The sequence below is a fragment of the Microbacterium sp. EF45047 genome, assembly GCF_028472845.1.
Classification (GTDB): Bacteria; Actinomycetota; Actinomycetes; order Actinomycetales; family Microbacteriaceae; genus Microbacterium; species Microbacterium neungamense.
On record NZ_CP069429.1, the window covers coordinates 229,474 to 255,927 of the forward strand.

The 26,454-nt window shown below is 71.9% G+C and carries 13 protein-coding genes; all 13 read left to right on the top strand.

Annotation, left to right across the window (positions count from 1 at the left end; all coding sequences use genetic code 11):
• Positions 1-65: 65 nt before the first annotated feature.
• The 13 genes from JRG78_RS01130 to JRG78_RS01190 all read left to right on the top strand — a co-directional run bounded on the left by JRG78_RS01130 (position 66) and on the right by JRG78_RS01190 (position 26,352).
• Entirely contained in the window at positions 66-2,126 is a 2,061-nt protein-coding gene (locus tag JRG78_RS01130; RefSeq protein WP_259607193.1) for an acyl-CoA dehydrogenase family protein, read from the top strand.
• Between the two features lie 164 nt (positions 2,127-2,290).
• A complete protein-coding gene (locus JRG78_RS01135; RefSeq protein ID WP_259607194.1) occupies positions 2,291-2,875 on the top strand; it encodes a DNA-3-methyladenine glycosylase I in 585 nt (194 codons plus the stop codon).
• 202 nt (positions 2,876-3,077) lie between these two features.
• Positions 3,078-4,547 (top strand): metallophosphoesterase family protein, encoded by a 1,470-nt coding sequence (locus JRG78_RS01140; protein ID WP_259607195.1) that lies wholly within the window; start codon positions 3,078-3,080, stop codon positions 4,545-4,547.
• Between the two features lie 27 nt (positions 4,548-4,574).
• Positions 4,575-10,643, top strand: a complete 6,069-nt coding sequence (locus JRG78_RS01145; RefSeq protein ID WP_272653502.1) for an Ig-like domain-containing protein — start codon at positions 4,575-4,577, stop codon at positions 10,641-10,643.
• Between the two features lie 43 nt (positions 10,644-10,686).
• Entirely contained in the window at positions 10,687-11,658 is a 972-nt protein-coding gene (locus JRG78_RS01150) for an AAA family ATPase (protein WP_259607197.1), read from the top strand.
• Positions 11,658-12,920, top strand: coding sequence for a DUF58 domain-containing protein (locus tag JRG78_RS01155; protein WP_272653503.1), 1,263 nt, complete (start codon positions 11,658-11,660; stop codon positions 12,918-12,920). Before JRG78_RS01150 ends, JRG78_RS01155 begins: the two co-directional genes overlap by 1 nt.
• Complete coding sequence (locus JRG78_RS01160) at positions 12,917-15,289, top strand: transglutaminase family protein (protein ID WP_272653504.1); 2,373 nt, start codon at positions 12,917-12,919, stop codon at positions 15,287-15,289. The genes JRG78_RS01155 and JRG78_RS01160 overlap by 4 nt, the downstream gene beginning before the upstream one ends.
• On the top strand, positions 15,286-16,716 hold the full coding sequence (locus tag JRG78_RS01165) for an RDD family protein (RefSeq protein WP_259607200.1): 1,431 nt from the start codon (positions 15,286-15,288) through the stop codon (positions 16,714-16,716). The genes JRG78_RS01160 and JRG78_RS01165 overlap by 4 nt, the downstream gene beginning before the upstream one ends.
• Positions 16,713-17,534, top strand: coding sequence for a PP2C family protein-serine/threonine phosphatase (locus JRG78_RS01170; protein ID WP_259607201.1), 822 nt, complete (start codon positions 16,713-16,715; stop codon positions 17,532-17,534). Before JRG78_RS01165 ends, JRG78_RS01170 begins: the two co-directional genes overlap by 4 nt.
• Positions 17,534-18,763, top strand: coding sequence for an FHA domain-containing protein (locus tag JRG78_RS01175; RefSeq protein ID WP_272653505.1), 1,230 nt, complete (start codon positions 17,534-17,536; stop codon positions 18,761-18,763). Before JRG78_RS01170 ends, JRG78_RS01175 begins: the two co-directional genes overlap by 1 nt.
• On the top strand, positions 18,760-20,391 hold the full coding sequence (locus JRG78_RS01180; protein WP_272653506.1) for a serine/threonine-protein kinase: 1,632 nt from the start codon (positions 18,760-18,762) through the stop codon (positions 20,389-20,391). The genes JRG78_RS01175 and JRG78_RS01180 overlap by 4 nt, the downstream gene beginning before the upstream one ends.
• The gene (locus tag JRG78_RS01185) at positions 20,388-21,803 is read left to right on the top strand and encodes an RDD family protein (RefSeq protein WP_272653507.1); all 1,416 of its coding nucleotides are present in this window, start codon (positions 20,388-20,390) and stop codon (positions 21,801-21,803) included. Before JRG78_RS01180 ends, JRG78_RS01185 begins: the two co-directional genes overlap by 4 nt.
• Before the next feature lie 37 nt (positions 21,804-21,840).
• Positions 21,841-26,352, top strand: a complete 4,512-nt coding sequence (locus tag JRG78_RS01190; protein ID WP_272653508.1) for an FtsK/SpoIIIE domain-containing protein — start codon at positions 21,841-21,843, stop codon at positions 26,350-26,352.
• Positions 26,353-26,454 lie beyond the last annotated feature (102 nt).

Below are 26,454 nucleotides of genomic sequence, written 5' to 3' on the forward strand. Positions count from 1 at the left end.
ACTTCGACGGCCGTTGTGGCAGTCCTACCATGAGGGTGTCCCGACATCCTTCGAGAGGAACCGCCATGGTCGACGCCGCCGTCCGCCCCGATCCGGCATCCGCCGAGTACGACGACATCCGCATCGACGTCGCTCAGGTCACCGAGCGCCTCCTCGGCACGTGGGCCGACACCCGCCGCAAGGCCCGCGAGATGATCAAGGACCCGGCGTTCTGGCGCGACGACGCGCTCGGCAAGGACGAGCACCGCGAGCGCGTGCTGTCGCAGCTGCACCTGCTGGTGCAGAACAACGCCGTGCACCGGGCCTTCCCGAAGGCGTTCGGCGGCGAGGAGGACAACGGCGGCAACATCGCCGGCTTCGAGGAGCTCGTCGTCGCCGACCCCAGCCTGCAGATCAAGTCCGGGGTGCAGTGGGGCCTGTTCGGCTCCGCCGTCCTGCAGCTGGGCACGGAGGAGCACCACCGGCGGTGGCTGCCGGGCATCATGGACCTCTCCATCCCCGGCGCGTTCGCGATGACCGAGATCGGGCACGGCTCGGACGTGGCATCCATCGGCACCACCGCGACCTACGACCCGGAGACGGAGGAGTTCGTCATCCACACGCCGTTCCGCGGCGCGACCAAGGAGTACCTCGGCAACGCGGCCCTGCATGGCGTGGCCGCCACGGTGTTCGCGCAGCTGATCACGAACGGCGTGAACCACGGCGTGCACTGCTTCTACGTGCCGCTGCGCGGTGAGGACGGCACGGACCTGCCCGGCATCGGCCGTGAGGATGACGGGCTCAAGGGCGGCCTGAACGGCATCGACAACGGCCGGCTCAGCTTCGACCACGTGCGCATCCCGCGCACCAACCTGCTGAACCGCTACGGCGACGTCGCCCCCGACGGCACCTACTCGAGCGCGATCGACAGCCCGGGCCGCCGCTTCTTCACCATGCTCGGCACGCTCGTGCAGGGCCGCGTATCGCTCGACGGCGCCGCGTCCTGGGCATCCGCTCTCGGCCTGCACATCGCGATCACCTACGCCACGCAGCGCCGCCAGTTCGACGGCGCCGACGGGCAGGAGACGGTGCTGCTCGACTACGGCAAGCACCAGCGGCGCCTGCTGCCGCGCCTCGCGACGACCTACGCGCAGATCTTCGCGCACGACGAGTTCCTGCAGAAGTTCGACGGCGTGTTCTCCGGCCGCACCGACACCCCCGACGACCGCGAGGACCTCGAGACGCTCGCCGCCGCGCTCAAGCCGCTGTCCACCTGGCATGCCCTCGACACGCTGCAGGAGTGCCGCGAGGCGTGCGGCGGCGCCGGGTTCATGTTCGAGAACCGGCTGGTCGGGTTGCGGCAGGACCTCGACATCTACGTCACCTTCGAGGGCGACAACAACGTGCTGCTGCAGCTGGTCGGCAAGCGGCTGCTCTCCGACTTCGCGGCGCAGTTCAAGGGGAAGGATGCCCGGGCGCTCGCCGCCTACGCGGTCGGGCAGACCGCCGGCAAGGTGTTCCACGGTGCCGGGCTCCGCGCGCTCGGCCAGGCCGTGGCGGACCTGGGCCAGGTGTCGCGCTCGGTGGAGCTCGGGCTGCGCGAGGAGCAGCAGCACGAGCTGCTCACCGAGCGCGTGCAGCAGATGGTCGCCGACATCGCCGGCCGGCTGCGCGCGGCCGGCAAGGACAGGGTGCTCGGCGAGAGGCTGTTCAACGAGAACCAGGCCGAGCTCATCGAGGCCGCCCGCGCGCACGGCGAGCTGCTGCAGTGGGAGGCGTTCACCGATGTCGTGCACCAGACGACGGATGCCGGCACGAAGCAGGTGCTGACCTGGCTGCGGGATCTGTTCGGGCTGCACGTCATCGAGAAGCACCTGGCCTGGTACCTCATCAACGGGCGGCTGTCGACGCAGCGGGCAGCCGCCGTGTCGCGGTACATCGACCGGCTGTGTGCCCGGCTGCGTCCGCACGCGCTGGATCTGGTGGCCGCGTTCGGCTACGAGCCCGAGCACGTCCGCGCCCCGATCGCGTCCGGCATCGAGGAGCAGCGGCAGGACGAGGCGCGCGCCCACTACGCCGCTCTCCGCGCCTCCGGCAACGCCCCGATCACCGAGAAGCAGCTGAAGAAGCGTCTTTCCGGTCGTTGAGCGAGGCGGCGAAGCCGACCGAGACGAAACGCACTGCTCCGTGGGGCGTTTCGTCTCGCTTCGCTCGCTCAACGACCGGGGGTGGCGCGCCCCTTCTCCGTCGGGGCGTTTCGTCTCGCTTCGCTCGCTCAACGACCGGGGGGCGCCGGCGCTAGCGTGGCGGGATGGAATCCCTCCGCACCGGCCCCGATGCCCGCGCCCGCTGCGCCTGGGTGGGCGACGACGCCGAGTACCGTCGGTACCACGACGAGGAGTGGGGCACCCCGCTGCACGGCGACCGGGCACTGTTCGAGAAGATGGCGCTCGAGGGCTTCCAGGCGGGGCTGTCCTGGATCACGATCCTCCGCAAGCGCCCGCGCTTCCGTGAGGCGTTCGCCGGTTTCGACCCGGTCGCCGTCGCCGCCTTCGGCGCGGACGACGTCGAACGGATGATGACGGATGCCGGCATCATCCGCAACCGGGCGAAGATCGAGGCCACCATCGCCAACGCCTCCCTCGTCGCCGGCATGGCGGAGGGGGAGCTCGACGCGCTGATGTGGTCGTTCGCCCCCGACCCCTCGGAGCGGCCGCGGCCGCGCACGCTCGCCGACGTGCCCGCCGTCACCCCGGCATCCGACGCCCTCAGCCGCGAGCTGCGCCGCCGCGGCTTCCGGTTCGTCGGCCCGACCACGATGTACGCCCTGATGCAGTCGGCCGGCATGGTCGACGACCACGTCGAAGGGTGCTGGCGGGCGGCCGCGGCCGGCTGACATCGGTGCACAGTTCCTCTTCACTGCACCCTTGCTTCACTGCACCGTTCCTTCACTGCACCGTTCCTTCACTGTGCCGTCACCGCGCGACGACCGGCCCCGGTGACTTCCGCGCGAACATCCGCGCGGGAAGTTGTCTGCACTTCTCACCGCCTCGCATGCTCGAAGGCGACGCATTCCCCTTCACTCCCAGGAAGAAGTGATGGCACCCAGACGCACCCTTGGCGCGATCTCCGCATCCGCCGCCCTGCTCGTCACCGCCGTGATCTCGCCCGCGGCCGCGGCGGCCGGCACCGATCCGACCGCCGCGTCCCGCGTCACGACCGAGCGGCTCGTCTGGTTCGACGGCTTCGACGGCGCCACCGACCCGTGGACGGTCGACGGCGCCTGGCAGCGCTCCACCCTCTCCGAGGTGGTCGCCGCTCACGGCACCGACCGCCGGCAGGCGTTCACCCGGGCATCCGGCACCATCGCGGTGGCCGAGGCGACGGATGCCGCGCTCGCCGGCTCGCTGACGAGCAGCCCCATCGCCGTCGAAGGCGGCGACGAGCTGGAGCTGCGCTTCGACAGCCACTACCGTGCCCGCGGCGCGGCGCAGACCGGCACGGTGACCGTCGCCTTCGACCGCGGTGCCCCGGTCGTGCTGCGCCAGTATGCCGGCAGCGACGAGGAGTCCGCGCAGCCGCGGCTCCGCGTCGTCGTCCCGGCCGGTGCGAAGTCGATGACGATCCGCTTCGAGCTGCGCACCGAGGGCGCCGCCGGGTCGTGGATGATCGACGACGTCCAGGTGGTCCGTCCCCTCCGGCCCCTGGCCGACGACGAGGCGCCGAAGGCGACCGTCGACGTGTTCAGCGACATCCAGGGCGCGACGACCCGGATGCGCGACCTCGTGCTTCCCGGGCTGCGGTCGCTGCCGCATCCGGCCGACACCCTCGTCGTGAACGGCGACCTCGTCAGCAACGGCGCGACCGCGAACTACGACGCCTATCTGAGCGCGTTCCGCGCGGGCGGTGGCGACGAGTACGGAACGGTCGTCTCGACCGCCGGGAACCACGAGTTCTACGGCTGGGAGGGGTCGGACGTATACCTCGACCGGTTCCTGGACCGCACCGGCATGCGCGGGGTAGGCGGCCAGGGCGGACTCTGGGGCGAGGTGCTCGTCGACGGCGAACTGCCGCTACTCTGGATCGGCAGCGAGTTCTACGACTACGCCGCCAAGACCGGCGCCGGGCCGTTCGTGGAGCTGTCCGACGAGCAGTTCGCCTGGCTCGAGGGTCGACTCGCGCACTGGCGCGAGCAGGGCAAGCCCGTGCTCCTCTTCTCCCATCACGTGCTGCCGTACTCGGTGTCGGGCACCTATGCCCGCTTCTACGCGAACGACTTCGGCGCCGACACCGAGCGGTTCGCGGCGCTGGTGGCGGAGAACCCGAACGTCGTCATGCTGAACAGCCACACGCACTGGTCCGCGCAGCTGAACGACTGGAGCGTCGAGCAGCGTCCCGACCCGGTGCTCGCGCGCGGCGCAACGATCGTGAACACCGCCGCCGTCACGACCATGTACGGACCGAGCGGGGATTGGGGCATATCTCCCCATCGGCGCCCGGCGAACGCCCCGGTTAGGATGTTCCGGTGCGTCGTGGGCCCATCCTCGGGGCGGCGTGAACTCCGATGAAGAGCGATCCCACAGGGGGAACCGGGAATGAAGGCGATGTCGTGGCTGCGGGCGCGCCCGAAGACGCTCGCGTCCGCCGCGGGCGTGACGGCGGGCGTGGTCGCGATCACGACGATGGCGTTCAGCTATGACGGGTTCCCGACGACGAAGGTGGATCTGCACGATGGCGGTGTGTGGATCACGAAGTCGTCGAGCCTGCTGGTGGGGCATTTCAACAACGAGTCGACGGTGCTCGACGGGGGTCTGCGGACCTCGGGTGAGGACTTCGACATCCTGCAGGACGGCACCAATGTGGTGGTCGTCGACAAGGGCAATGCCGCGATCACGGCCGTGGATCCGGCGCGGGTCGCGCTCGGTGACAGCACGGGGGTCCCCGGGTCTGCGGAGGTGGCGCTGGGCAACGAGACCGTGGCCGTGCTGGACCGCAGGTCGGGCGAGCTCTGGGTGGTGCCGGTGAAGGGCATCGCGGGCTTCGAGATCGAGGGCGCCGAGCCGGTGGCCGAGTTGGGCGAGGTTTCGGATGTCGTGGTGGCGCGGGATGGCACGGTGTTCGGGGTGTCGGGGTCGCGCGGTGAGGTCGTCACGGTGCCGGTGGATGCGGAGGGTGCTCCGTTGGAGCCGGCCGTGTCGTCGGTGGGGGAGCTTGAGGGCCCGGTGCAGGTGACGGCCGTGGGTCGGGTGCCGGTGGTGTTGGATGCGGCGGGTGTGGTGACCACGCCGGGTGGGTTCCGGACGGAGATCGGTGCGGCGGAGGATGCGGTGTTGCAGTACGCGTCGGCGCCGGGGGATGCGGTGGCGGTGGCGACGGGGTCGTCGTTGGTGCGGGTGCCGTTGGATGGCGGGGAGCCGCAGGTGACGGATGCCGGGGGGTCGGGGTCGCCGGCGGTGCCGGTGTCGTTGCGGGGCTGCGTGTATGGGGCGTGGGCCGGGTCGGCGATGTTCGTGCGGGAGTGCCCGGGGGAGTCCAGTGATGTGGTCGCGGGGATCGAGGGCGCGGAGGGGGCGTCGTCGCTGACGTTCCGGGTGAATCGGGATGTGATCATCCTGAACGATGCGGTCGGTGGTGCGGCGTGGACGGCGGATGAGAGTCTGCAGCGGGTCGACAACTGGAATGACATCACTCCGCCGGAGGGGGAGACGGAGAACGAGGAGGAGACCACCGAGGAGACGGTGGAGACCACTCTTCCTGAGCGCAGTGAGGTGAACACTCCGCCGGTGGCGGAGGATGATTCGTTCGGGGTGCGTCCGGGGGGCACGGCGGTGCTGCCGGTGCTGGATAACGACAACGATCCGGATGGTGACGTGCTGGTGGCGACGGTGACGGGGGAGGGGCCGTCGCTGGGGTCGGTGCAGCCGATCCATAACGGGGCGTCGTTGCAGATGGCGGTGGAGGAGGATGCGTCGGGGTCGGCGTCGTTCGGGTACGAGGCTGATGATGGTCGGGGTGGGAAGGACACCGCGACGGTGACGGTCTCGGTGCACGACTGGGATCAGAACGGTGCACCGGTTCCGAAGCGGAAGACCACGCTGGCGGTGGAGTCGGGTGGGACGGTGTCGTACAACATCCTTCCGGACTGGATCGATCCGGACGGCGACGACATCTATCTGAAGGAGGTCATCGCCGCTCCCGGCGACGAGGTCGACTTCACCACCGACGGCCAGATCACCTACCACGCCGTGGCCAGCCTGCAGGGCCGGAAGGATGTCCAGGTGACCGTGGCGGACGGTCTCGGCGAGACGGCCACCGGCACGATCGTCCTCGACGTCCGCCCGCCCGGGACGACCGACCCGAAGACGAACGCGGACCACGTGGTGACCCGCGTCGGCGAGCAGGTGACGATCTCGCCGCTCGCGAACGACACCAGCAGCGGCCGCGAACCCCTCCGCCTCGCCCGCGTCGACGAGGTCCCCGGTGCCACCGTGCAGGCCGACTTCGCCAACAAGACCTTCACCTTCAGCGCCCCCGCACCCGGCGTCTACTACGTGCAGTATCTCGTCACGGCGGGGGCGAAGAACGGCCGCGGCATCGTCCGGGTCGACGTCACCGAGGCCGCCGACAAGACCCAGCCCCCGGTCGCGGTGCGCGACGTGGCCCTGCTGCCCATCGGCGGCGACGTCCTCATCGGGGTGCTCGGCAACGACACCGACCCGGCGGGCGGCATCCTCGTCGTCCAGTCCGTGACGGTCGAACCGGGTAGCGGCATCTCGGTCTCGGTGCTGAACCACGAGACCCTGCGCATCACCGACCAGGGTGCGCTCGACGAGCAGGTGCGGCTGACCTACCGCATCTCGAACGGCGCCCAGTCGGCCGAGGGCGAGGTGGTGGTCATCCCGATCCCCGCGCCCGACGAGATCCTGCCGCCGGTCGCCAACGACGACCAGGTCGTCGTCCGTGCCGGGGACGTCGTGACGATCCCCGTGCTCGACAACGACACCCACCCGAACGACGACGCGATGCACGTCGCCCCCGAGCTGATCGAACCGCTCGTCGACCCGGAGGACGGCGAGGCGTTCGTCTCGCAGGACACCGTGCGATTCAAGGCGGGCCCCGAGGCGAAGACGGTCTACGCCACGTACGAGGTCGTCGACTCGCGGCAGCAGAAGGATGCCGGCTACATCACCATCCAGATCCTCCCGGTGAACGAGGAGAAGAACGCCGCTCCCCGGCCGCGGGACATCACCGCGCGCGCCCTCGCCGGCACCGAGGTGAACATCGCCGTGCCGCTGGACGGCATCGATGAGGACGGCGACTCGGTCGAACTGCTCGGCCTGGCCTCCAGCCCCACCAAGGGCCGCATCACCGAGACCGCCCAGAACTACTTCAGCTACGAGGCCTTCGACGACTCCAGCGGCGTCGACACGTTCACCTACCGCGTCCGCGACCGGCTCGGCAAGGAGGGCACCGCGACCATCCGGGTCGGCATCGCTCCGGCCGAGCAGGCGAATCAGGCGCCGTACGCGGTGAAGGATGCCGTGGTGGTGCGCCCTGGCCGGGAGATCGCGGTGCCGGTGCTGGAGAACGACTCCGACCCCGAGGGCGATCAGGTCGCGCTCGTGAAGAACGGCCTGGAGACGCCGGAGGTCGGCGGCCTGTCGGCGCGCGTCTCGGGCGACCGGGTCCTGGTGCAGGCACCGGACCGCGCCGTCGAGACGTCGCTGCAGTACACGATCACCGACAGCCGGGGTGCCACCGCCACCGCCGTGCTGCAGATCACCGTCGACGAGGACGTGCCGCTGCAGGCGCCCATCGCCCGTGACGATCGCGTCCTGCCCACGGACATCGCCGAGGACTCACTCGTCGCCGAGATCGACATCCTCGGCAACGACGAGGACCCCGACGGCACCACCGAGGCGCTGGAACTCGAGGTGGGCGAGGGCGCGACGGTGCAGAAGAACGGCACGGTGCGCGTCACCGTCCGCGAGGAGATGCAGTTGATCCGCTACACCCTCACCGATCAGGACGGGCTGGCGGCATCCGCGTTCATCTTCGTCCCCGCGGTGGACGGGCTGCGTCCCACGCTCACCTCGACGAAGCCGGTGGAGGTGGTCAGCGGCGAGACGAAGGAGCTGCCGCTGGATGACTACGTCACCGTCGCCGGGGGCGGGTCCGTGGTGATCACCGAGCACGCGAAAGTGACCGCCGCGCACGCGGACGGCTCGAACCTCGTCAAAGACGAACGCACCCTCGTCTACACCTCCGCGCCCGGATACTTCGGCGAAGACGGTCTGACCTTCGAGGTGACCGACGGCACCGGGCCCGACGACCCCGAGGGGCGCAAGGCGACCCTGACCATCCCGATCACCGTGCTGCCGCCGGACAACCAGCAGCCGACGTTCGTCTCGGGCGAGGTGAACGTGTCGCCGGGCGAGGACGCCACCGTGCTCGACCTCGGCAAGCTCACCACCGACCCCGACCCGGAGGACGCCGGCAAGCACCGCTACACGCTGGTCGACGGCGAGGGCAGCGGCGTCTCGGCGAGCATCGACGGAGACAAGCTGTCGGTCCAGGCATCCTCGAACGCCCGCAAGGGCACCGGCGTCACCCTGACGCTGCGCATCAGCGACGGCGAGACCGAGCCGATCGAGGGCACCGTCACCGTGCGGGTGACAGCCTCGAACCGTGCCATGCCGGCGGCCAACACCGACACCATCGCCGAGGCCGACCAGGGGGAGTCCATCACCGTCCCCGTCCTCGCGAACGACTTCAACCCGTTCCCGGAGACGCCGCTGAAGATCCTGTCGGCCGCGACGGAATCCGGCGAGGGCCGGGTCGACGTGCGCGGTGACGAGGTTGTCGTCACGCCGGGCGCGAAGTTCGTGGGCACGCTGGTCGTCGCCTACCGCATCCAGGATGCGACCGAGGACCCCGACCGCGAGGCGAACGGCAAGATCGTGGTCACGGTGCAGGGCGTGCCGGAGGCTCCCGGCACCCCGTCGGTCACCAGCGTGCAGGACCGCACCGTGGTCGTCTCGTTCACGCCGCCGTCCAACAACGGCGCCGAGATCACCCACTACACGGTGCGCTCGGTGCAGGGGAACCCCTACTCGAAGCAGTGTTCCTCGACGACATGCACCCTGGACGGGCTCACCAACAACGTCGAGTACGCCTTCCAGGTGACGGCCACCAACCGCGTCGGCGAGTCGGAGCCGTCGGGCACATCCGAACCGGCCCGCCCGGATGCCCGGCCGGACACCCCGAACCCGCCCACCCTGGCGTTCGGCGACAAGTCGCTGAAGGTGGCCTGGACCACCCCGACCACTCCGGGGTCGCCGGTGGATCGGTACACGCTCGAGATCTCCCCGGTGCCGCCGTCCGGCATCGCGCAGAAGGAGACCACCGGCAACTCGCTGGTCTGGGAGGGTCTGGAGAACGGCACCAGCTACAAGGTGCGCGTGCAGGCGCACAACCGCGCCCCCGAGCCCTCCAGCTGGAGCGCCTGGTCGACCGCGGAGATCCCCGCGGGGCCGCCGCTGCAGCCCGCCGCGCCCACCACGCAGGAGCTCGCGCCGGTCGGCGACCGCGCCCAGATGCAGGTCAACTGGGTCGCTCCGAACAGCAACGGCGATGCGATCGACGGCTACCAGCTGGATGTGCTCCGCGGCGGCACCGTGGTGGACACGCTCTATCCGGCGGCCGGGGCGACCAGCCAGGCGGTCGTGGTCGACACCTCCGAGACGGCGTACACCTACCGCATCCGCGCGCAGAACAAGGCGGGCTGGGGCGAGTTCAGCCCGCCGTCCGCGGAGCGCCGCGGCGTGATCGCACCCGACCCGCCGAGGCTCACGGCCGTGCACGCCCGTGACCGCGCTCTCGGCATCGAATACACCCCCGGCGACCGCAACGGCGCCCGGACGACCGAGGTCAGCTACCAGTACCGCCTCAACGGCGGCGGCTGGGCGGGCCTGCCCGGGAACCAGGTGATCGGCGGCCTGACCAACGGCACCCGGTACACGGTTGAGCTGCGCGCGGTGTCGAACGTCGGCGGATCGGCGTACGCCAGCGGGCCCTCGAACGCCATCTCCGAGATCCCGTACGGTCCGCCGCACGCTCCGGTCGCCCGAGCCCGGAACCTCGGTACCAGCGTCGAACTGAGCTGGAACGCCCGGGTCTCCGACAACGGCCGTGCGATCGTGCTCACCCAGATCAACATCAACGGCAACGGCTGGCGCGACGCCGCGATCGAGGGGTCCGTCGTCCGCGGCAACGGCTACAACGAGACCCACAGCATCCAGGTGCGCGCGCAGGACGCCGCTGGCCAGTGGACGCCGGTCGCGTCGGCATCCGCCACCACCAATGCCCCGCCCGCCCCCGAGGTGTGGGTCACGCAGGGCGACCCCGCGCCCGAGAGCTGCGTGAACGGATGCCGGATGTTCGTCGTGAACTGGAAGAACCTGAACATCGGGTCCAAGCAGGTGTGGTGCAAGTCCAGCGCCTACGGCACCATCGGCAGCAGCTCGCACACCGTCAACTTCGACGGCAGCGGATCCACGCAGATCTCCTGCTGGCAGGGTCGCGACGGCGTGGACGTCTGGGTCGACATCGCCGGCTGGGGGGACGACGTCGACACCGAGAAGAGATTCTGGCCACGGCCCTAGCCGTGCCCAGCAGACGGACGGAACACACAAGAGGAATGAACCGATGACGATGACACCCGAACAGGCCGCCTGGTTCCAGGGGACCTTCCACCGCCTCGTCGACAACGTCGACAAGGCCGTGCAGGGCAAGCGCGACGTGGTGAGCCTGGTGCTCGCGTCGATGCTCGCCGAGGGGCACGTGCTGCTCGAGGACGCCCCGGGCACCGGGAAGACGAGCCTGGCGAAGGCGCTGGCGGCCACCGTGCAGGGCACGAGCTCCCGCATCCAGTTCACGCCCGACCTGCTGCCGTCCGACGTCACCGGCGTCACGATCTACGACCAGCAGTCGCACCGCTTCCAGTTCCACAAGGGCCCGATCTTCGCGTCGATCGTGCTCGCCGACGAGATCAACCGCGCCTCGCCGAAGACCCAGTCGGCGCTGCTCGAGGTGATGGAGGAATCCCGCGTCACCGTCGACGGCGTCACCCACGAGACCGGACGTCCGTTCCTGGTGATCGCCACGCAGAACCCCATCGAGCAGGCCGGCACGTACAAGCTGCCGGAGGCTCAGCTGGACCGCTTCCTCATCAAGACCTCGATCGGCTACCCCGACCTCGAGGTGACCGAGAGCATCCTTCGGGGCGCGTCGCACCGCAACCCGTCCGCATCCCTGTCGGCGATCATCACCACCAGCGCCGTCGCCGACATGGCCGACCTCGGCGCCACCACACACGTCGAGGCAGCGGTGCTGCGGTACGTCGCCGAGCTCGCCGAGGCCACCCGCACCGATCCCGCCATCCGCCTGGGCGTCTCCGTCCGCGGGGCGATCGCGATGATCCGCATCGCGAAGGTGTGGGCCGCCGCGCACGGACGGCACTATGTGCTGCCCGACGACATCAAGGCCCTCGCCCGCCCGGTCTGGCAGCACCGCCTGCTGCTGGACGCTGAGGCGGAGTTCGCCGGCACGACGGCCGACGCCGTCATCGCCCGTGTGCTCGACGGCGTCGCCGCACCGCAGGCCCGAGCGGCGGCCTGATGACGGCGGAGACGCTTCCGGCGGCTCCCGCGACCACGGAGCGAGACGCCGGGTGGCGTGACATCGCGGCCGTCATCGGGGTGCGCGTCCTCGAGCGTCTCCGCCGCATCGCCGCGGTGATCCGTCCGCTGGCGTGGGTGCTGATCGGCACCACGGCGCTGTTCTGGATCACCGGGCAGCTGCTCGGATGGGTCGAGCTCACCGTCGCCGCGGCCGTCATGGCCATCGTCCTCGTGCTGTGCTCCTTGTTCCTCATCGGGCGCACCGAGTACGACGTGTCCCTCGACCTCGCGCGCACCCGCGTCGTGGTGGGGGAGCGCGCCGTCGGCGCCCTGACCCTCGCCAACCGCGGCACCCGGGCGATCCTGCCCTCCCGCGTCGTGCTGCCCGTCGGGTCGGGACGCGGCGAGTTCGGCATCGGCCGCCTCGCCCCCGGCGAGGAGGCCGAGGAGCTGTTCGCCATCCCGACGCAGAGGCGCGGCGTGGTCAAGGTCGGGCCGGTGAGCGTCGTGCGCGGCGATCCGCTCGGCCTCTTCGAACGCGCCCACCGCCGCGACGATCCGGTCGACCTGTACGTGCACCCGCGGACGATCCTGTTCGAGGGGCAGTCCCTCGGCTACCTGCGCGATCTGGAGGGGCTGCCGGCCACCGACCTGTCCCGCGACGACGTGTCCTTCCACGCGCTCAACGAATACCAGCCGGGCGATGACCTCCGCCATGTGCACTGGCGCTCGACGGCGCGCACCGGCGTGATGATGGTGCGCCAGTTCGAGGAGACCCGGCGCTCGCACTTCGTGATCGGCCTGTCCCGCTCCACCGGCGACTACGCCTCCGATGACGACTTCGAGCTCGGCATCTCGGCCGCCGGGTCGATCGGCCTGCGCGCCCTCCGCGACTCCCAGCGCGTGGACCTGCGCGTGCAGGGCCGGGAGCTGCCCGCTCGCACCGGCAAGCAGATGCTCGACTCGCTCTCCGCGCTGGAGAGCAGCAGGCCGCGCGAGGGCGGTGTCGCCGAGCTGGCCGGCGTCGTCGCCGCGACGATGCCCCTGGCCAGCGTGGTGGTGCTCGTCTGCGGGTCGAAGGTGTCCCCGGACGACCTCCGCCTCGCCTGCTCGCGGCTGCCGTTCGGCGCCCGCGTGATGGTCGTCGTCGCCGACACGTCGGTCGACCTGCCCGCCCTGCGCCGCATCGGCGATGCCGACGTCGTCTCCGTCGGTGCGCTCGAGCAGATCCCGCTCGCCCTGCGGAAGGTGCTCGCATGACTCTCGCCCCGCGCCGCTGGATCCTCGATCTCGGCATGACCGCGCTGCTCATCGGCGTCGCGATGGTCGGCTTCCTGCCCACGTTCGCGGGGCCGTCCTACCTGCCGGCCGCGGTCGGCGGCATCCTGCTCGGCCTCGCCATCGCCGCCGTCTGCACCCTCCGCCGATGGGGCGTGCTCATCGTCACCGGGCTGGTCATCGCCGCCTACTTCGTGTTCGGCGGCGCGCTCGCCCTGCCGCACACCGCCCTCCTCGGGTTCCTCCCCAGCCTGGAGACGCTGCGGCTGCTGGCGCTCGGCGTGGTGACCTCCTGGAAGCAGCTCCTCACCACGGTGGCTCCGGTGTCGGCCGCCGACGGTCACCTCATCGTGCCGTTCCTGCTCGCGCTCGTCGCGAGCTCCGTCACCGCGTCCCTCGCGCTGCGCCTGGAGCGCGTCGTGTGGGCCCTCCTGCCCGTCGCGGCGACGCTCGCGCTGGTCATCGCCCTCGGCACCCCGGAGCCGGCGATGCCGGTGGCGCAGGGGCTCCTCGTGGCCGTCCTCTCCATCGTCTGGCTCGCCGTGCGGCAGATCTGGGCGCCGCGCAACGCCGCCGTGTCGGTGGGCGAGGTCGACCCGGCGCGCGCCGCGCACATGCGGATGCGGCGGATCGTCGCCGGCGCCGCGGTGCTCGTCATCGCCGGCGGCGCCGGCGTCGCCACGAGCGCGTTCGCGACCCCGCAGCAGCCCCGGCACGTGTTCCGGGACGTGATCATCCCGCCGTTCGACATCCGCGACTACCCCAGCCCGCTGCAGTCGTTCCGCAAGCACGTCCGCGACCACAAGAACAAGACGCTGTTCACCGTGCGCGGACTCCCCGAGGACGCCCGCATCCGCATCGGCACCATGGATCAGTTCGACGGCATGGTCTACAACGTCACCGACGGGGGACCGGGATCCTCGAGCGCGTTCACGCCGCTGCGCTCGAACATGGCGCCGGATGCGGAGGGCGTGCCCGCCACGCTGAAGATCGAGATCGCGGAGTACAACGCCGTGTGGGTGCCGGATGCCGGGCACGTCTCGGCGATCCGCTTCCAGGGCGACCGCGCCGAGGAGCTGCGCCGCAGCACCTACTACAACCCCGCCACCGGCACCGCGGTGGCCACCTCGAAGCTCGCCCGCGGCGACGCCTACACGGTGGAGACGATCATCCCGGCCACTCCCGACGACGACCGGCTGGGCGACGCGGACTTCGGCAAGGTGCCGATGCCCAAGCAGAGCAACGTCCCGCAGGAGCTCTCCGCCCTGGCATCCGAGATCGTCGCCGGCGCCGAGACGCCCATCGAGCAGGTGCGGGCGCTGGAGACCTTCCTCGCCGAGGGTGGCTTCTTCAGCCACGGCCTCGAGGGTGAGGTGATCTCGCGGGCCGGCCACACCTCCGAGCGCATCTCCACCCTCCTCGGCGGGGACCAGATGATCGGCGACGACGAGCAGTACGCCGTCGCGATGGCGCTGCTCGCGCGCGAGGTCGGCATCCCGGCGCGCGTCGTGATGGGCTTCTACCCGGACGAGGAGCAGAAGGACCAGGCTGTCTTCGAAGCCACCGGCGACACCCTGCACGCCTGGACCGAGATCAACTTCGCCGGCTTCGGATGGCTCACCTTCAACCCGACGCCGCCCGAGGACAAGGTGCCCAACGACCAGAACACCAAGCCTCGGGTGGACCCGAAGCCGCAGGTGCTGCAGCCGCCGCCCCCGCCGCAGGAGCCGGTCGACCTGCCGCCCACGCTGCCGGACGACCGCGAGTCCGAGGACGAGTCGCTGAACATCCTCGGCATCATCGGCACCATCCTGGCGATCACCGGGATCTCCTTCGCGATCCTCGCGCTGCTGGCATCCCCGTTCATCGTGATCGGCGCCTGGAAGGCGGCGAAGCGGCGCGCCCGCCGTGCGGCCGAGCGTACCGCCGACCGGATCAGCGGCGGCTGGGACGAGCTCACCGACCGCGCCATCGACTACGGCGCGCGCCTGCCTGCCGGCGCCACCCGCACCGAGGAGGCGGCCCGCGTCGCCGAGACATTCACCGTACCCGCCGTCACCGCGCTGGCCGACCGCGCCGACGCCGAGGTGTTCGGACCCGCCGAGCCCACGCCGGAGGAGGTCGACGCGTTCTGGAACGAGGTCGACGGAATCGTCGCCGGCCTTGGCGCGCAGGCCGGCTTCTGGAAGCGCACCAAGGCGCGGCTGAACCTGCGCTCGGTGCTCGGCGGCAGCGCGATCAGCGGGCGCCTGCAGGAGCTCAAGGACGCCGCGGCCGCGCGCGTGCGCGGCGGACGTGCCAGCATCGAGACCACCACATCCACCCCAGCGGAGAGCGAGACGACGTCATGACACAGGTTGCGTTCGGGCAGGTCGCCCCGGTTTCACGGCGCGCCGTGGCCTACGTCATCGACGCCCTGATCGCCGCCGGTCTCGGCATCGTCCTGGGGACGGTGCTGGTGGTCGCGGCCACGCTCTCCGGTTCGCCCGAGGGGATGCTGGCCACGCTCGCGCTCGGCGCCCCCCTGATCAGCCTGCTGATGCTCGGCTGGTTCGTCGTGTACACGCTGATGCAGTCCCGCTCGGGGTCGATCGGGATGCGGGCGCAGGGTCTGCGCCTGGTGCGCGCCGACGACGGCGGACCGCTGGGGTTCGGCCGTACGCTGCTGCGGAACGTCATCTTCGGCCTGGCGGCCTCGATCGTGGTCGGCTATTTCACGCCGCTGTTCGACGGCTCGGGCCGATTCCAGGGCTGGCACGACAAGGTGGCGGGCTCCCTCATGCTCGACGCCAGGACCGCGCGGACGCCCGACGCGATGACCGCGCCCGCGTCGCCGGCCCTTCCCCAGCCCGCGTTCGAGCGGACGCCCCCGCCCGGGTTCCCGACGCCGCCCTCCGCCGTACCGGCCCGCCCGGACCTGGCGAGCCCGGCCTCCCGGCAGCCCGCCGATCCGGCCCCGTCGGCGCTGGCGTTCCCGCAGCCGGCGTTCCCGCAGCCGGCGTTCCCCGCGCCGCCGCGCCCGCCGCTGCCAGAGCCGGCAGCCCCGGCCGCCGCAGCGCCGGTGAGCGACATCGAGGAGACGCAGCTGCAGCACCGTCCCGCGCCGAGCGCGGCGCCGGATGCCGGGCTGATCGCGTTCGTCCCCGGCGTCACCCAGGACGGCCCGCCGCAGCGCGCGGACGCCCCGCCGGCACCGCAGACACCCACCGGTCCTGCCGTGCCGCCGCCCGCCGCCCCGGCCGCCCCGGGGCCGGACCTGCCCGCCGTTCCGGCGCCCGCGCCGCCGGCATCCCCGGTGCCGGAACCCGCCACCCCGGCCGAGCCGGCGCCCGCGGTCGAGCCGCCCGCCGTGCCCGCGCCGGCCGTCGAACCTCCCGCGGTCCCGGCTCCGGCGGCCCCGGCATCCGCGGCGGATGCCGCCGACGACATCGAGGAGACGCGGATCAGCGTCCCCGGCCATCGCCTCGTCTTCACCTGGGACGACGGCACCCGCGTCACCGTCTCGCGGCGCACGGTGTTCGGCCGCAACCCGAACGCGGAGCCGGGGGCGCTGGCCGTCGCCGTCCGCGACGAGACCCTGTCGCTGTCGAAGACGCACTTCGAGGCGGCGGCCGAGGCATCCGGCGGGTGGGTGCGCGACCTGCACTCCACGAACGGCATGACGATCGTCCGCGACGGTCAGCGCATCGCCTGTCCGGCCGGGCAGCAGGTGCCGGTGCGGCTCGGCGACGCGATCGAGATCGGCGATCGCGTGGTGACGATCGGCGGTTACGCATGACACTTCCCCTCGTCGCCGCGCCCGGATCGGCGACCCACCCCGGCGTCCGCCGCTCCGTGAACGAGGATGCGCACCTGGCCAGCGCGCCGGTGTTCCTCGTCGCCGACGGCATGGGCGGACACGAGGCGGGCGCGCGTGCGAGCGCCACCGCGATCGCCGAGTTCCTCCCGTTCATCGGGCGCACCGCGCTCGAGCTCGACGACGTGCGGCTCGCCGTCGCCCGCGCGCACGCCGCCGTCGACAGCCTCTCCAGCGCCCTCGACGGCCGGGCCGGCACCACGCTGAGCGGAGTGGTGATCGCCTCCGTCGACGGGATGGGGTACTGGCTCGCGCTGAACATCGGCGACTCGCGCACCTACCGCCTCGCGGACGGCGAGCTCGAGCAGATCACGGTCGACCACTCCGTCGTGCAGGAGCTCATCGAGGCGGGCGAGATCACCGCCGAGGAGGCGCTCACCGACCGCCGCCGCAACATCATCACGCGGGCGATCGGCGCCAGCAGCACCGGCGAGGCGGACTACTGGCTGTTCCCCGCCGAGCTCGGCGACCGGATGCTGATCTGCTCGGACGGACTGTCGTCCGAGGTGCCGATCGCGAGGATCCGTGAGATCCTCTACGACGAGCCGGATCCTCAGGCCGCCGCACAGGCGCTGGTGGACGAGGCCCTGCGCGCGGGGGGACGGGACAACATCACCGTCGTGGTGGTGGACGCCGTCGCGGTCGCGTCGCGACCGGGAACGCCGATGCAGGCGGACGACGAGACGGACATCGACGCGGACACGCACCGGCGTGAGATCGCAGCAGGAGGGACCCGCTGATGCAGACGACCTACCGACCGGGATCGTGGTACCTGATCGCCATGCCGGGCGTGCTCGTGACCGTGCCCGCCGAGGCGGAGGGCGAGATCGTCCGCGCGCTGTGGGACCGGCTCGCCGAGAAGCCGAGCCTGGCGACCGCGATCGACGTGCTGGCGGGCGGCGCCGGATCGTTCACCGGCATGCCCTCGTTCGCCGCCGCGATCGCCGAGGGTGAGGATGTGCGCGTCGCCGTGCGCGGCGAGGTCGCGGTGACGGTCACCGCGGATGCCGGCAGCGAGACCGTGTCGGGAGCGGACGTCACCACCTGGAGCGAGCGCTTCGCCGCGAACGCGACGCGGGTCGAGATCGCCGCCGAGGAGCCCGCCTCGCCGGCCGCACTCCCGCTGCAGAGCGGCATCGTGCTCGCCGCCTCCGCCGAGGCGGACCTCCGCGCCGACTCCGACCCGCTCGCCCCGCCCGTCTTCCCCGCGACGGGCGCCGAGCCCCAGACGGACGCTGAGCCCGTCGAAGCGTCCCACCTTTCGACAAGCTCAGGGTCCGAGTCCCAGCCGGACGCTGAGCCCGTCGAAGCGTCCCCTGTTTCCCCGGAGCCTTCGACGAGCTCAGAGTCCGAGCCTGCGGCGCCCGCAGCCGACAACGGCGTGACCCTGCTGCCCACCGAGGTCACCTACGCCCCGGCGGAGGACGACTTCGACCAGCTCTTCGGCGCCACCGTGCACACCCCGCCGAAGCCGCCGGCGCCGCCCGCTCCCGTCTCGCCGGCTCCGGCACCGCCGGTCTTCGGCGACCACGACGGCGCCACCATCGCGGCATCCGAGCTCCGCAATCTGCGTCAGGCTCCGCCGGCCGCGCCGCCGGAGGCGCCCACCGCCGTCATCCCGGTCGCGCCGTCGGGCCGCATCCGGGTGTCCACCGGACAGGTCGTCACGCTCGACCGCACCGTGATCATCGGCCGCCGCCCGCGCTCCACCCGCGCGAGCGGGGCGAACATGCCGCACCTGGTGGCCGTGGAGAGCCCGCAGCAGGACATCTCCCGCAGCCACCTGGAGATCCGGCCCGAGGGCGACACGGTCGTGGTGGTCGACCTGCACACCACGAACGGCTCCACTCTGCTGCGCGCCGGCGCCGATCCGGTGCGTCTGCACCCGGGTGAGCCCACCATCGTGGTGTCCGGCGACGTGGTCGACCTCGGGGACGGCGTGACAGTCGCCTTCGAGGATCTGCCGTGAACCGGCCGCCCTCTCCGCCGCCGGACCTGCCCGGCTTCACCTACCTCGAGCCGCTCGGCACCGGCGGGTTCGCCGACGTCTTCCTGTACGAGCAGCACATGCCCCGCCGCCGCGTGGCGGTGAAGGTGCTGCTCGCCGAGCGGATCTCCAGCGGAGCCGCGCAGGAGTTCACCGACGAGGCGAACGTGATGGCCATGCTCTCCACGCATCCGGCCATCGTCACGATCTACCAGGCGGGCGTCGCGGCGGACGGCCGGCCGTACCTGGTGATGGAGTACTGCCCGCGCCCGAACCTGCAGATCCGTGCCCGTCGGGAGCCGTTCTCGGTGGCCGAGGCGCTGCGCGTGGGCATCCAGGTCGCGGGTGCCGTGGAGACGGCGCACCGCGCCGGGGTGCTGCACCGCGACATCAAGCCGGCCAACATCCTCGTCACCGAGTACAACCGGCCCGCGCTGACCGACTTCGGGATCGCCTCGACCACGGGCGCGACCGGCGAGGCATCCGGCATGTCCATCCCGTGGTCGCCGCCAGAGTCGTTCGCCGACCCGCCCACCAGCGGCCCGCGCACCGACGTCTGGGCGCTCGGCGCCACCCTGTACACCCTCCTCGCGGGACGCTCGCCGTTCGAGCGCCCCGGTGAGCGCAACACCAGCGCCGACCTCATCGAGCGCATCGAGCGCGCCGCGCTGCCGCGGCTGAACCGGGCCGACTCTCCGGACAGTCTGCAGGCCGTGCTCGAACGGTCGATGGCGAAGAATCCCGACGACCGCTATCCGAGCGCGGTCGCGTTCGCGCGGGCGCTGCAGAAGGTGCAGATCGAGCTGGCGCATTCGGTCACGCCGATCGACATCGTCGACGAGCATCCGCACCCGGACGAGGTCGAGGACGACGGCGACGGACTGACGCGGGTGCGGCAGGTGCAGTCGATCAGCCCGGAGGCGCAGACGGCGACGCGACCGTCCGCCGCGACGGAGCGGAAGCGGCCGGATGCCGGCCCCGGCGGCATTCCGCGCTTCGACGCGCCGCCGGCGTCCCCGCCGGCCGCCCCGCCGCCGTCGGATGCCCCGAGCCAGGCTCCCGCGCCGGCGGCCGAGGACGACCGCACCCTCCTGCGCCCGCCGACGATCCTCGCCCCCGAGGCCCCGGCGGCGCAGGCCGCGGCGGCCGCGACCGAGGCCGCGCCGGCGTCGGCATCCGTCGAGCACAAGCGCTCGAGGGGGATGCCCTGGTGGGGCTGGCTGATCACCGCCCTCGGCGTGCTGATGCTCGTCCTGGTGCTCTGGTTCAGCAGCTCCCTCGCCGACATGCTCGTGCCGGAACCGGCGGAGACCTCTGCCGAGCCGGTCGACCCGCAGGATCCGATCTCCGCGATCGTGCCCCCGGTGACCGAGCTGACCGGCAGCCGGAGCGGCGAGACCGTGAGCTTCCGCTGGACCAACCCCGATCCGCAGGAGGGCGACTCCTACATCTGGTACCAGGTGACGCTGGACGGGCCGGGGGATCCCGCGAACACCACCGAGAACACCGTCACGCTCCCCGGCGCGCACCCGGAGCGCACGTGCATCGAGGTCATCCTCAAGCGCGCCGACGGGCGGGCCTCACCGGAGAGCAGGGGATGCGTCGAGTGACTCAGGAGATCTGGGAGATCGACGAGAAGAAGCCGACGATCGAGGGCGTCGACGCGGCGGGACGACCCGACCCCGCGTACGCGGCTGCGCTCGGACTGCGGCGCGCGCCGTTCGGCCGCCGTGCCCTCGCCGCCGCCTGCGACGGCGCGATCTGGCTGCTGCTGCAGCTGCCGCTGTGGCTCGGCGGGGTCCCGCTGCTGCTCAAGCTCGCTACCGGAGCGGTCTCGCCGTACGGGTTCCTGAACCACCCGGACTTCACGCTCGCGGTCGTGATGGCCGCCATCACGGTGCTGCTCACCCTCGTCTTCGGCGTCGTGCAGCTGATCCTGCACGGCCGCAAGGGCGTGACCGTGGGCAAGGCCGTCGCCGGCATCCGGACGGTGAACGTGCGCACGCTGGAGCGTCCCGGCGTCGGCCCCGTGCTGCTGCGCTTCCTCATGGTCTCCGCGGCCGGGCTCATCCCGCTGCTGGCCCCCGCCTTCCTGATCTCGCCCACGTTCGATCCGCAGGGCCGCGGACGCGGCTGGCACGACAAGGCCACGAACGTGTGGCTCGTGGACGTGCGCAAGGGGCTGCACCCGTACGACGAGAAGCGGATGCGGGTGGCCCGCAAAGCCGTGAAGGCCGAACCGGTGCCGGAGCGCGCCCCGCTGCCCTCGCTCGCGACGCCGGTGGACCCGGGAGCGCAGCCCGAGTACCGGCCGGGCAGCCGGCTGAGCGCCGGGGTCGTCGGCGTGGCCCGGCCACATGACCCGCGCGCACGGGAGGCGTCCGACCGGCCGTCGGCTCCCGTGCCGTCGTCGTCCCCAGCATCGCCCGTGGTGCCGGTGGTGCCCGCCGCCCCGGCATCCGCGCCGGCGGCCGCACCCGTCGCCGCGCTGGCGCCGGCGCCGCAGCCGGCTCCCGCCGCCCAGCCCGCACCGGCAGCCCAGCCCGCCGTGGTACAGAGTCCCGCGTCGGCGCCCGCCCCCGCCCCGCAGCCGGCGCCCGCCCCCGCCCCGCAGCCGGCGCAGGCCCCCGCCCCGCAGCCGGCGCAGACTCCCGCCCCGCAAGGCGCGCCGGCCGTGCGCTTCGGGCTGCGGTTCGACACCGGCGACAGCATCCCGATCGCCGAGCCGGTCCTGCTCGGGCGCAACCCCGATGCGGCGCAGCACCCCGGCGCGCGCCCGATCCCGCTGCCCGACGAGACCCGCTCGCTCTCCAAGACGCACCTGCTGGTGCGGCCGGTGGAGGGCGGGCTCGAGGTCGTCGACTGCCGGTCCACGAACGGCTCGGGGCTCATCCGCGGCGGCACCGAGTACGGCATCGCGGCCGGCCGGCCGATCGTGACCACCGAGGGCGACATGATCCGCCTCGGCGACCGGGTCGCGGCGGTCGTGCGCATGAGCGCGGATGCGAGCGGCGGACGATGACGACGACGGACGAACAGAGCGTGACTGAGGACAACGGATGAGGCTGAAGCTGACCCTGCATCGCCAGGCGGGCGACCCTGTCGACATCGTGATCACGACCGACTCCACCGCCACGGCGGGGGATGTGGCGCGACACATCGCCGAGGCCGACCCGACGCGGTCGACGCCGGTGGCCGAGGGCGATGTCCTCACGCTCGCGGTGGCGCCGCCCACCGGCGATCGTCTGGTGCCGCTGCAGCCCGACGTCCCGATCGGCGAAGCGCCGATCGGCTCCGGCTTTGCGGCATCCGTTCTCAACTACGGGCCGGACTACGCGTCCGTCGGACAGCGCCAGATCGTCGGCGTGCTCCGCGCGGTGGGCGGGACGCTCGCCGGGCAGGAGTTCCCGATCGCGTCCGGGCACGTGTTCCTCGGCCGCGACGCCTCCAACGACGTCGTCCTTTCCGACCCGATGGTCTCCAAGCGGCACGCGCGCCTGGAGGTCGGCACGCACATCGAAGTCGTGGACCTGAACTCCGCCAACGGCGTGCTGGTGGACGGCATCGCGGTGCAGCGTGTCCGCATCGAGGAGGGCGAGCCGTTCGTCATCGGCGGCACCACGCTCGTGCTCCGCCTGGCCCGCTCCTTCGACGGCTCGGCCGCCGAGGAGCCGATCATCGAGCGCGGCGGGGGGCTGCTGTTCAACCGCAGCCCCCGGGTCGAGGTGCGCTACCCGGGCACGCTGTTCAAGCCGCCGCGGCTGCCCACCGAGAAGATCGGCAAGATGTTCCCCTGGCCGATCCTGGTCGCGCCGATCCTGATGGGCATGGCGCTGTACGCCATGAACGGCAACCCCCGCTCTCTGCTGTTGATCGTGATGACGCCGCTGATGGCGTTCGGCAACCTGATCAACCAGTCGGTGCAGAGCAAGAAGAGCCAGAACCACGAGTTCCTGCTCTTCGAGCGGCAGTTCGAGCAGCTCGAGGAGGACCTCTTCCACGGCAAGCCGGAGGAGGAGCAGGCCCGCAACGCCGAGGCGCCCCCCGTCGCGGAGGTCTTCGACCACGCGATGCGTCTGGGGCCGATGCTGTGGACGCGCCGCCCCGAGCACTGGAACTTCCTCGGCGTGCGGCTCGGCAGCTGCCGGCTCCCGGCGCGCAACCGGATCGACGACGCCGACGTCCCGGACGGGCTGCCCGAGTTCATCGAACGCGTCGACCGGCTGCGCGAGCGCTACGAGTTCGTCGACGACGTGCCGGTGTTCGACACGCTCCCGGATGCCGGTTCCGTGGGCGTCGCCGGACCCCACGCTCCGGTCGCGGACGCCATGCGCGGGCTCGCGGTGCAGCTGTTCGGGATGCACGCGCCGAACGACGTCGTCGCCGTCGCGTTCGCGGATTCGGCGTGGACGCCGGAGCTGGACTGGCTGAAGTGGATGCCGCACACCTCCAGCGAGCGCAGCCCGTTCCGCGACATGGCCCTCGCCGACTCGGCCCCGACCGCCGCCGCGCTGCTGAGCAGCCTCGAGGAGTACGTCCTGCGGGCGGGGCCGGAGGGCGGCGGTGAGCCGCGCGGCCCGTTCAAGGAGGACTGGAATCCGCTGCTGTACGGCACGGACGTCGCCCGCGCGGCCGGCGAGCACAAGAACACCCCGCCGGTCTCGGTGATCGTGTTCGTCACCAGCGACGCCCCCGTCGACCGCGGGCGGCTCACCGACGTGCTGGAGCGCGGCGCGGATCGCGGTGTGCACGCGGTCTTCATCTCCCCGACCGTGGAGTCGCTGCCGGCCGTCTGCCGCAGCTACATCGACGTCACCGGGGGCCTCGAGGACGCCGAGGTCGGCCTGGTCCGCAACGGCGAGAAGTTCGAGCACGTCAAGGTCGAGGGCGTCTCCAACGCCTACATGCAGATGCTCGCCCGCCGCCTCGCGCCGGTCGTGGACGCCAGCACCGTAGTGCACGACGCCTCGGACATCCCCGGCTCGGTGATGTTCCTGCAGCTGGTCGACCCCGCCATCGCGGAAGACCCGCAGGTGGTGATCGAGCGGTGGCGGCAGAACAACACCATCGTGGATCGGACGCCGGCGCCGCGGCCCCGGCTGAAGAAGGCGGGCACGCTCCGCGCCATCATCGGGCAGGGGGCGAGCGACGCGATGGCGCTGGACCTGCGCACGCACGGACCGCACGCCCTCGTCGGCGGCACCACCGGTGCCGGCAAGTCGGAGTTCCTGCAGGCGTGGGTGCTCGGCATGGCGGCCGCGCACAGCCCCGACCGGGTCACCTTCCTCTTCGTCGACTACAAGGGCGGCTCCGCCTTCGCCGACTGCGTCGAGCTGCCGCACTGCGTCGGCCTGGTGACGGACCTGAGCCCGCACCTGGTCCGCCGCGCGCTGACCAGCCTCCGCGCGGAGCTCCAGCACCGCGAGCACCTGCTCAACCGGAAGAAGGCGAAGGACCTCCTCGAGCTCGAGAAGCGCCAGGACCCGGAGTGCCCGCCGGCGCTGGTGCTGGTCATCGACGAGTTCGCCGCCCTGGCATCCGAGATGCCGGAGTTCGTGGACGGCGTCGTCGACATCGCCCAGCGAGGCCGGTCCCTCGGCATCCACCTCATCATGGCCACGCAGCGCCCCGCCGGCGTCATCAAGGACAACCTGCGCGCGAACACCAACCTCCGCATCGCGCTGCGCATGGCGGACGAGTCCGACTCCCGCGACGTCGTGGATGACGCCATCGCGGCGACGTTCCCGCCGTCCATCCCGGGCCGGGCGATCGCGAAGACCGGTCCCGGCCGTCTGGTGCCGTTCCAGTCCGCCTACACGGGCGGCTGGAGCACCGACGACGACGCGGCCGCGGCCGAGGTGCGCGTCGCCGAGCTGCGGTTCGGTGCGACCCGCGAATGGGAGCCGGATCGTCCGGCCGAGTCGGATGCCCACGAGGAGGACCTCGGCCCGAACGACCAGAAGCGCATCGTGTCGACCCTGATCCGGGCCGCGGATGCCGCGCGGCTGCAGCGGCCCCGCCGCCCCTGGCTGGACGACCTCTCGCCGCTGGTGGATCTGCGCGACCTGCCGAACGAGGGCGACACGCGCATCCCGATCGCCATGGTCGACGTGCCGGAGAGGCAGCTGCAGGAGCCGGCCGTGTTCGTGCCCGACCGGGACGGCTCGCTGGTGATCTACGGCACGTCCGGCTCGGGCAAGTCGACGCTGCTGAAGACCATCGGCACGGCCGCCGGCATGCGCCCCGACCTCGGCCGCGTGCACGTGTACTGCCTCGACTTCGCCTCCGGCTCACTGTCGGCGCTGTCCGCGCTGCCGCACGTCGGCTCGGTGGTCGACGGCGGCGACGTCGAGCGCATCCAGCGGCTGTTCCGCACCCTCGACCGCGAGATGGACCGCCGCTCCGCCGCCTTCGCAGCGGCCAGCGCCGCATCCGTGCAGGAGTACCGCGAACTGCGGGACCCGCGGATGCCGCGCATCCTGCTGCTGATCGACAACTACCCCGAGTTCAAGAAGGACTGGGAGGTCGCTCCGGGCCGCGGGCCGTTCTACCGCATCTTCATGCGGATCCTCGGTGAGGGGCGCACCCTGGGCCTGCACACCGTGATCACCGCCGACCGCGGCAACGCCGTGCCCAGCGCGGTCGCCTCGAACATCTCGCGCCGCGTGGTGCTGCGGATGGGGGATGCCAGCCAGTACATGCTCCTGGGCGTGCCCAGGGACGTCCTGGACGAGCAGTCCGTGCCCGGTCGCGCGGTCATCGACGGGCACGAGGCGCAGATCGCCGTGCTGGGCGGCACGTCGAACGCGGTGGAGCAGGCCAAGGCGCTCAGCGCGCTCGGCGATCGGCTCCGCGAGCAGGGCGTGCGGGACCTGCCCGAGATCGGCGCCCTGCCGACCATGGTGCCGGCCTCCGACATGCCCGCCCAGGTGGACGGGATGCCGGTGTTCGGCGTGGCCGACGAGACGCTCGCCCCGCACGGCTTCGAGCCGATCGGCTCGTTCGTCATCACCGGGCCGCCGGCCTCCGGCCGCACGAACACGCTGCGGGCGCTGATCGTGGCCATGGAGCGGTTCGACCCGAACGTGCGGATGTACCACTTCGGCAGCCGCCGTGCCGAGCTGAAGGACTTCCGCCAGTGGGTGCGAAGCGCCACCAGGCCCGAGGACGAGAAGGAGCTGGCCGCGGAGCTGGCCGAGCTCGTGGTCGCCGACAACCCCGGTGGGCGCATCATGATCGTCATCGAGGACATCCCGCACCTGGCCGACGGACCGGCCGACCGTCAGATGCGGGCGCTGCTGCAGGCGATGAACAACAGCGACCATGTGCTCATCGGCGAGGCGGAGATCAGCCGCGCCAGCGGCAGCATCGGCGTGCTCGGCGAGTGGAAGACCGGCCGGCAGGGGATCGTGCTCAAGCCCGACACCTACGACGGCGACGCGATCTTCAAGACCCCGTTCGGCCGTGTCAAGCGGACGGACTTCCCGGCCGGGCGCGGCATCTTCGTGCAGGCGGGCCGCGCCATCACGATGCAGGTGCCGTTCGTCCCCGCGACGCCGGCGAATGGGTAGAGGTGCATGGGTACCGCTCCCCGTTTGCGGGGTGGGGATGATTGGCTAACCTCGTCGTGAGAGAGGCCGAAGGGGCCTGAACAAGACGAACGCGGGAGGCGG

What these genes read in the sequence shown, in the direction of transcription:
- JRG78_RS01130 (WP_259607193.1), top strand. Translation starts at nt 66, where the DNA reads ATGGTCGACGCCGCCGTCCGCCCCGATCCGGCATCCGCCGAGTACGAC.
- JRG78_RS01135 (WP_259607194.1), top strand. Translation starts at nt 2,291, where the DNA reads ATGGAATCCCTCCGCACCGGCCCCGATGCCCGCGCCCGCTGCGCCTGG.
- JRG78_RS01140 (WP_259607195.1), top strand. Translation starts at nt 3,078, where the DNA reads ATGGCACCCAGACGCACCCTTGGCGCGATCTCCGCATCCGCCGCCCTG.
- JRG78_RS01145 (WP_272653502.1), top strand. Translation starts at nt 4,575, where the DNA reads ATGAAGGCGATGTCGTGGCTGCGGGCGCGCCCGAAGACGCTCGCGTCC.
- JRG78_RS01150 (WP_259607197.1), top strand. Translation starts at nt 10,687, where the DNA reads ATGACGATGACACCCGAACAGGCCGCCTGGTTCCAGGGGACCTTCCAC.
- JRG78_RS01155 (WP_272653503.1), top strand. Translation starts at nt 11,658, where the DNA reads ATGACGGCGGAGACGCTTCCGGCGGCTCCCGCGACCACGGAGCGAGAC.
- JRG78_RS01160 (WP_272653504.1), top strand. Translation starts at nt 12,917, where the DNA reads ATGACTCTCGCCCCGCGCCGCTGGATCCTCGATCTCGGCATGACCGCG.
- JRG78_RS01165 (WP_259607200.1), top strand. Translation starts at nt 15,286, where the DNA reads ATGACACAGGTTGCGTTCGGGCAGGTCGCCCCGGTTTCACGGCGCGCC.
- JRG78_RS01170 (WP_259607201.1), top strand. Translation starts at nt 16,713, where the DNA reads ATGACACTTCCCCTCGTCGCCGCGCCCGGATCGGCGACCCACCCCGGC.
- JRG78_RS01175 (WP_272653505.1), top strand. Translation starts at nt 17,534, where the DNA reads ATGCAGACGACCTACCGACCGGGATCGTGGTACCTGATCGCCATGCCG.
- JRG78_RS01190 (WP_272653508.1), top strand. Translation starts at nt 21,841, where the DNA reads ATGAGGCTGAAGCTGACCCTGCATCGCCAGGCGGGCGACCCTGTCGAC.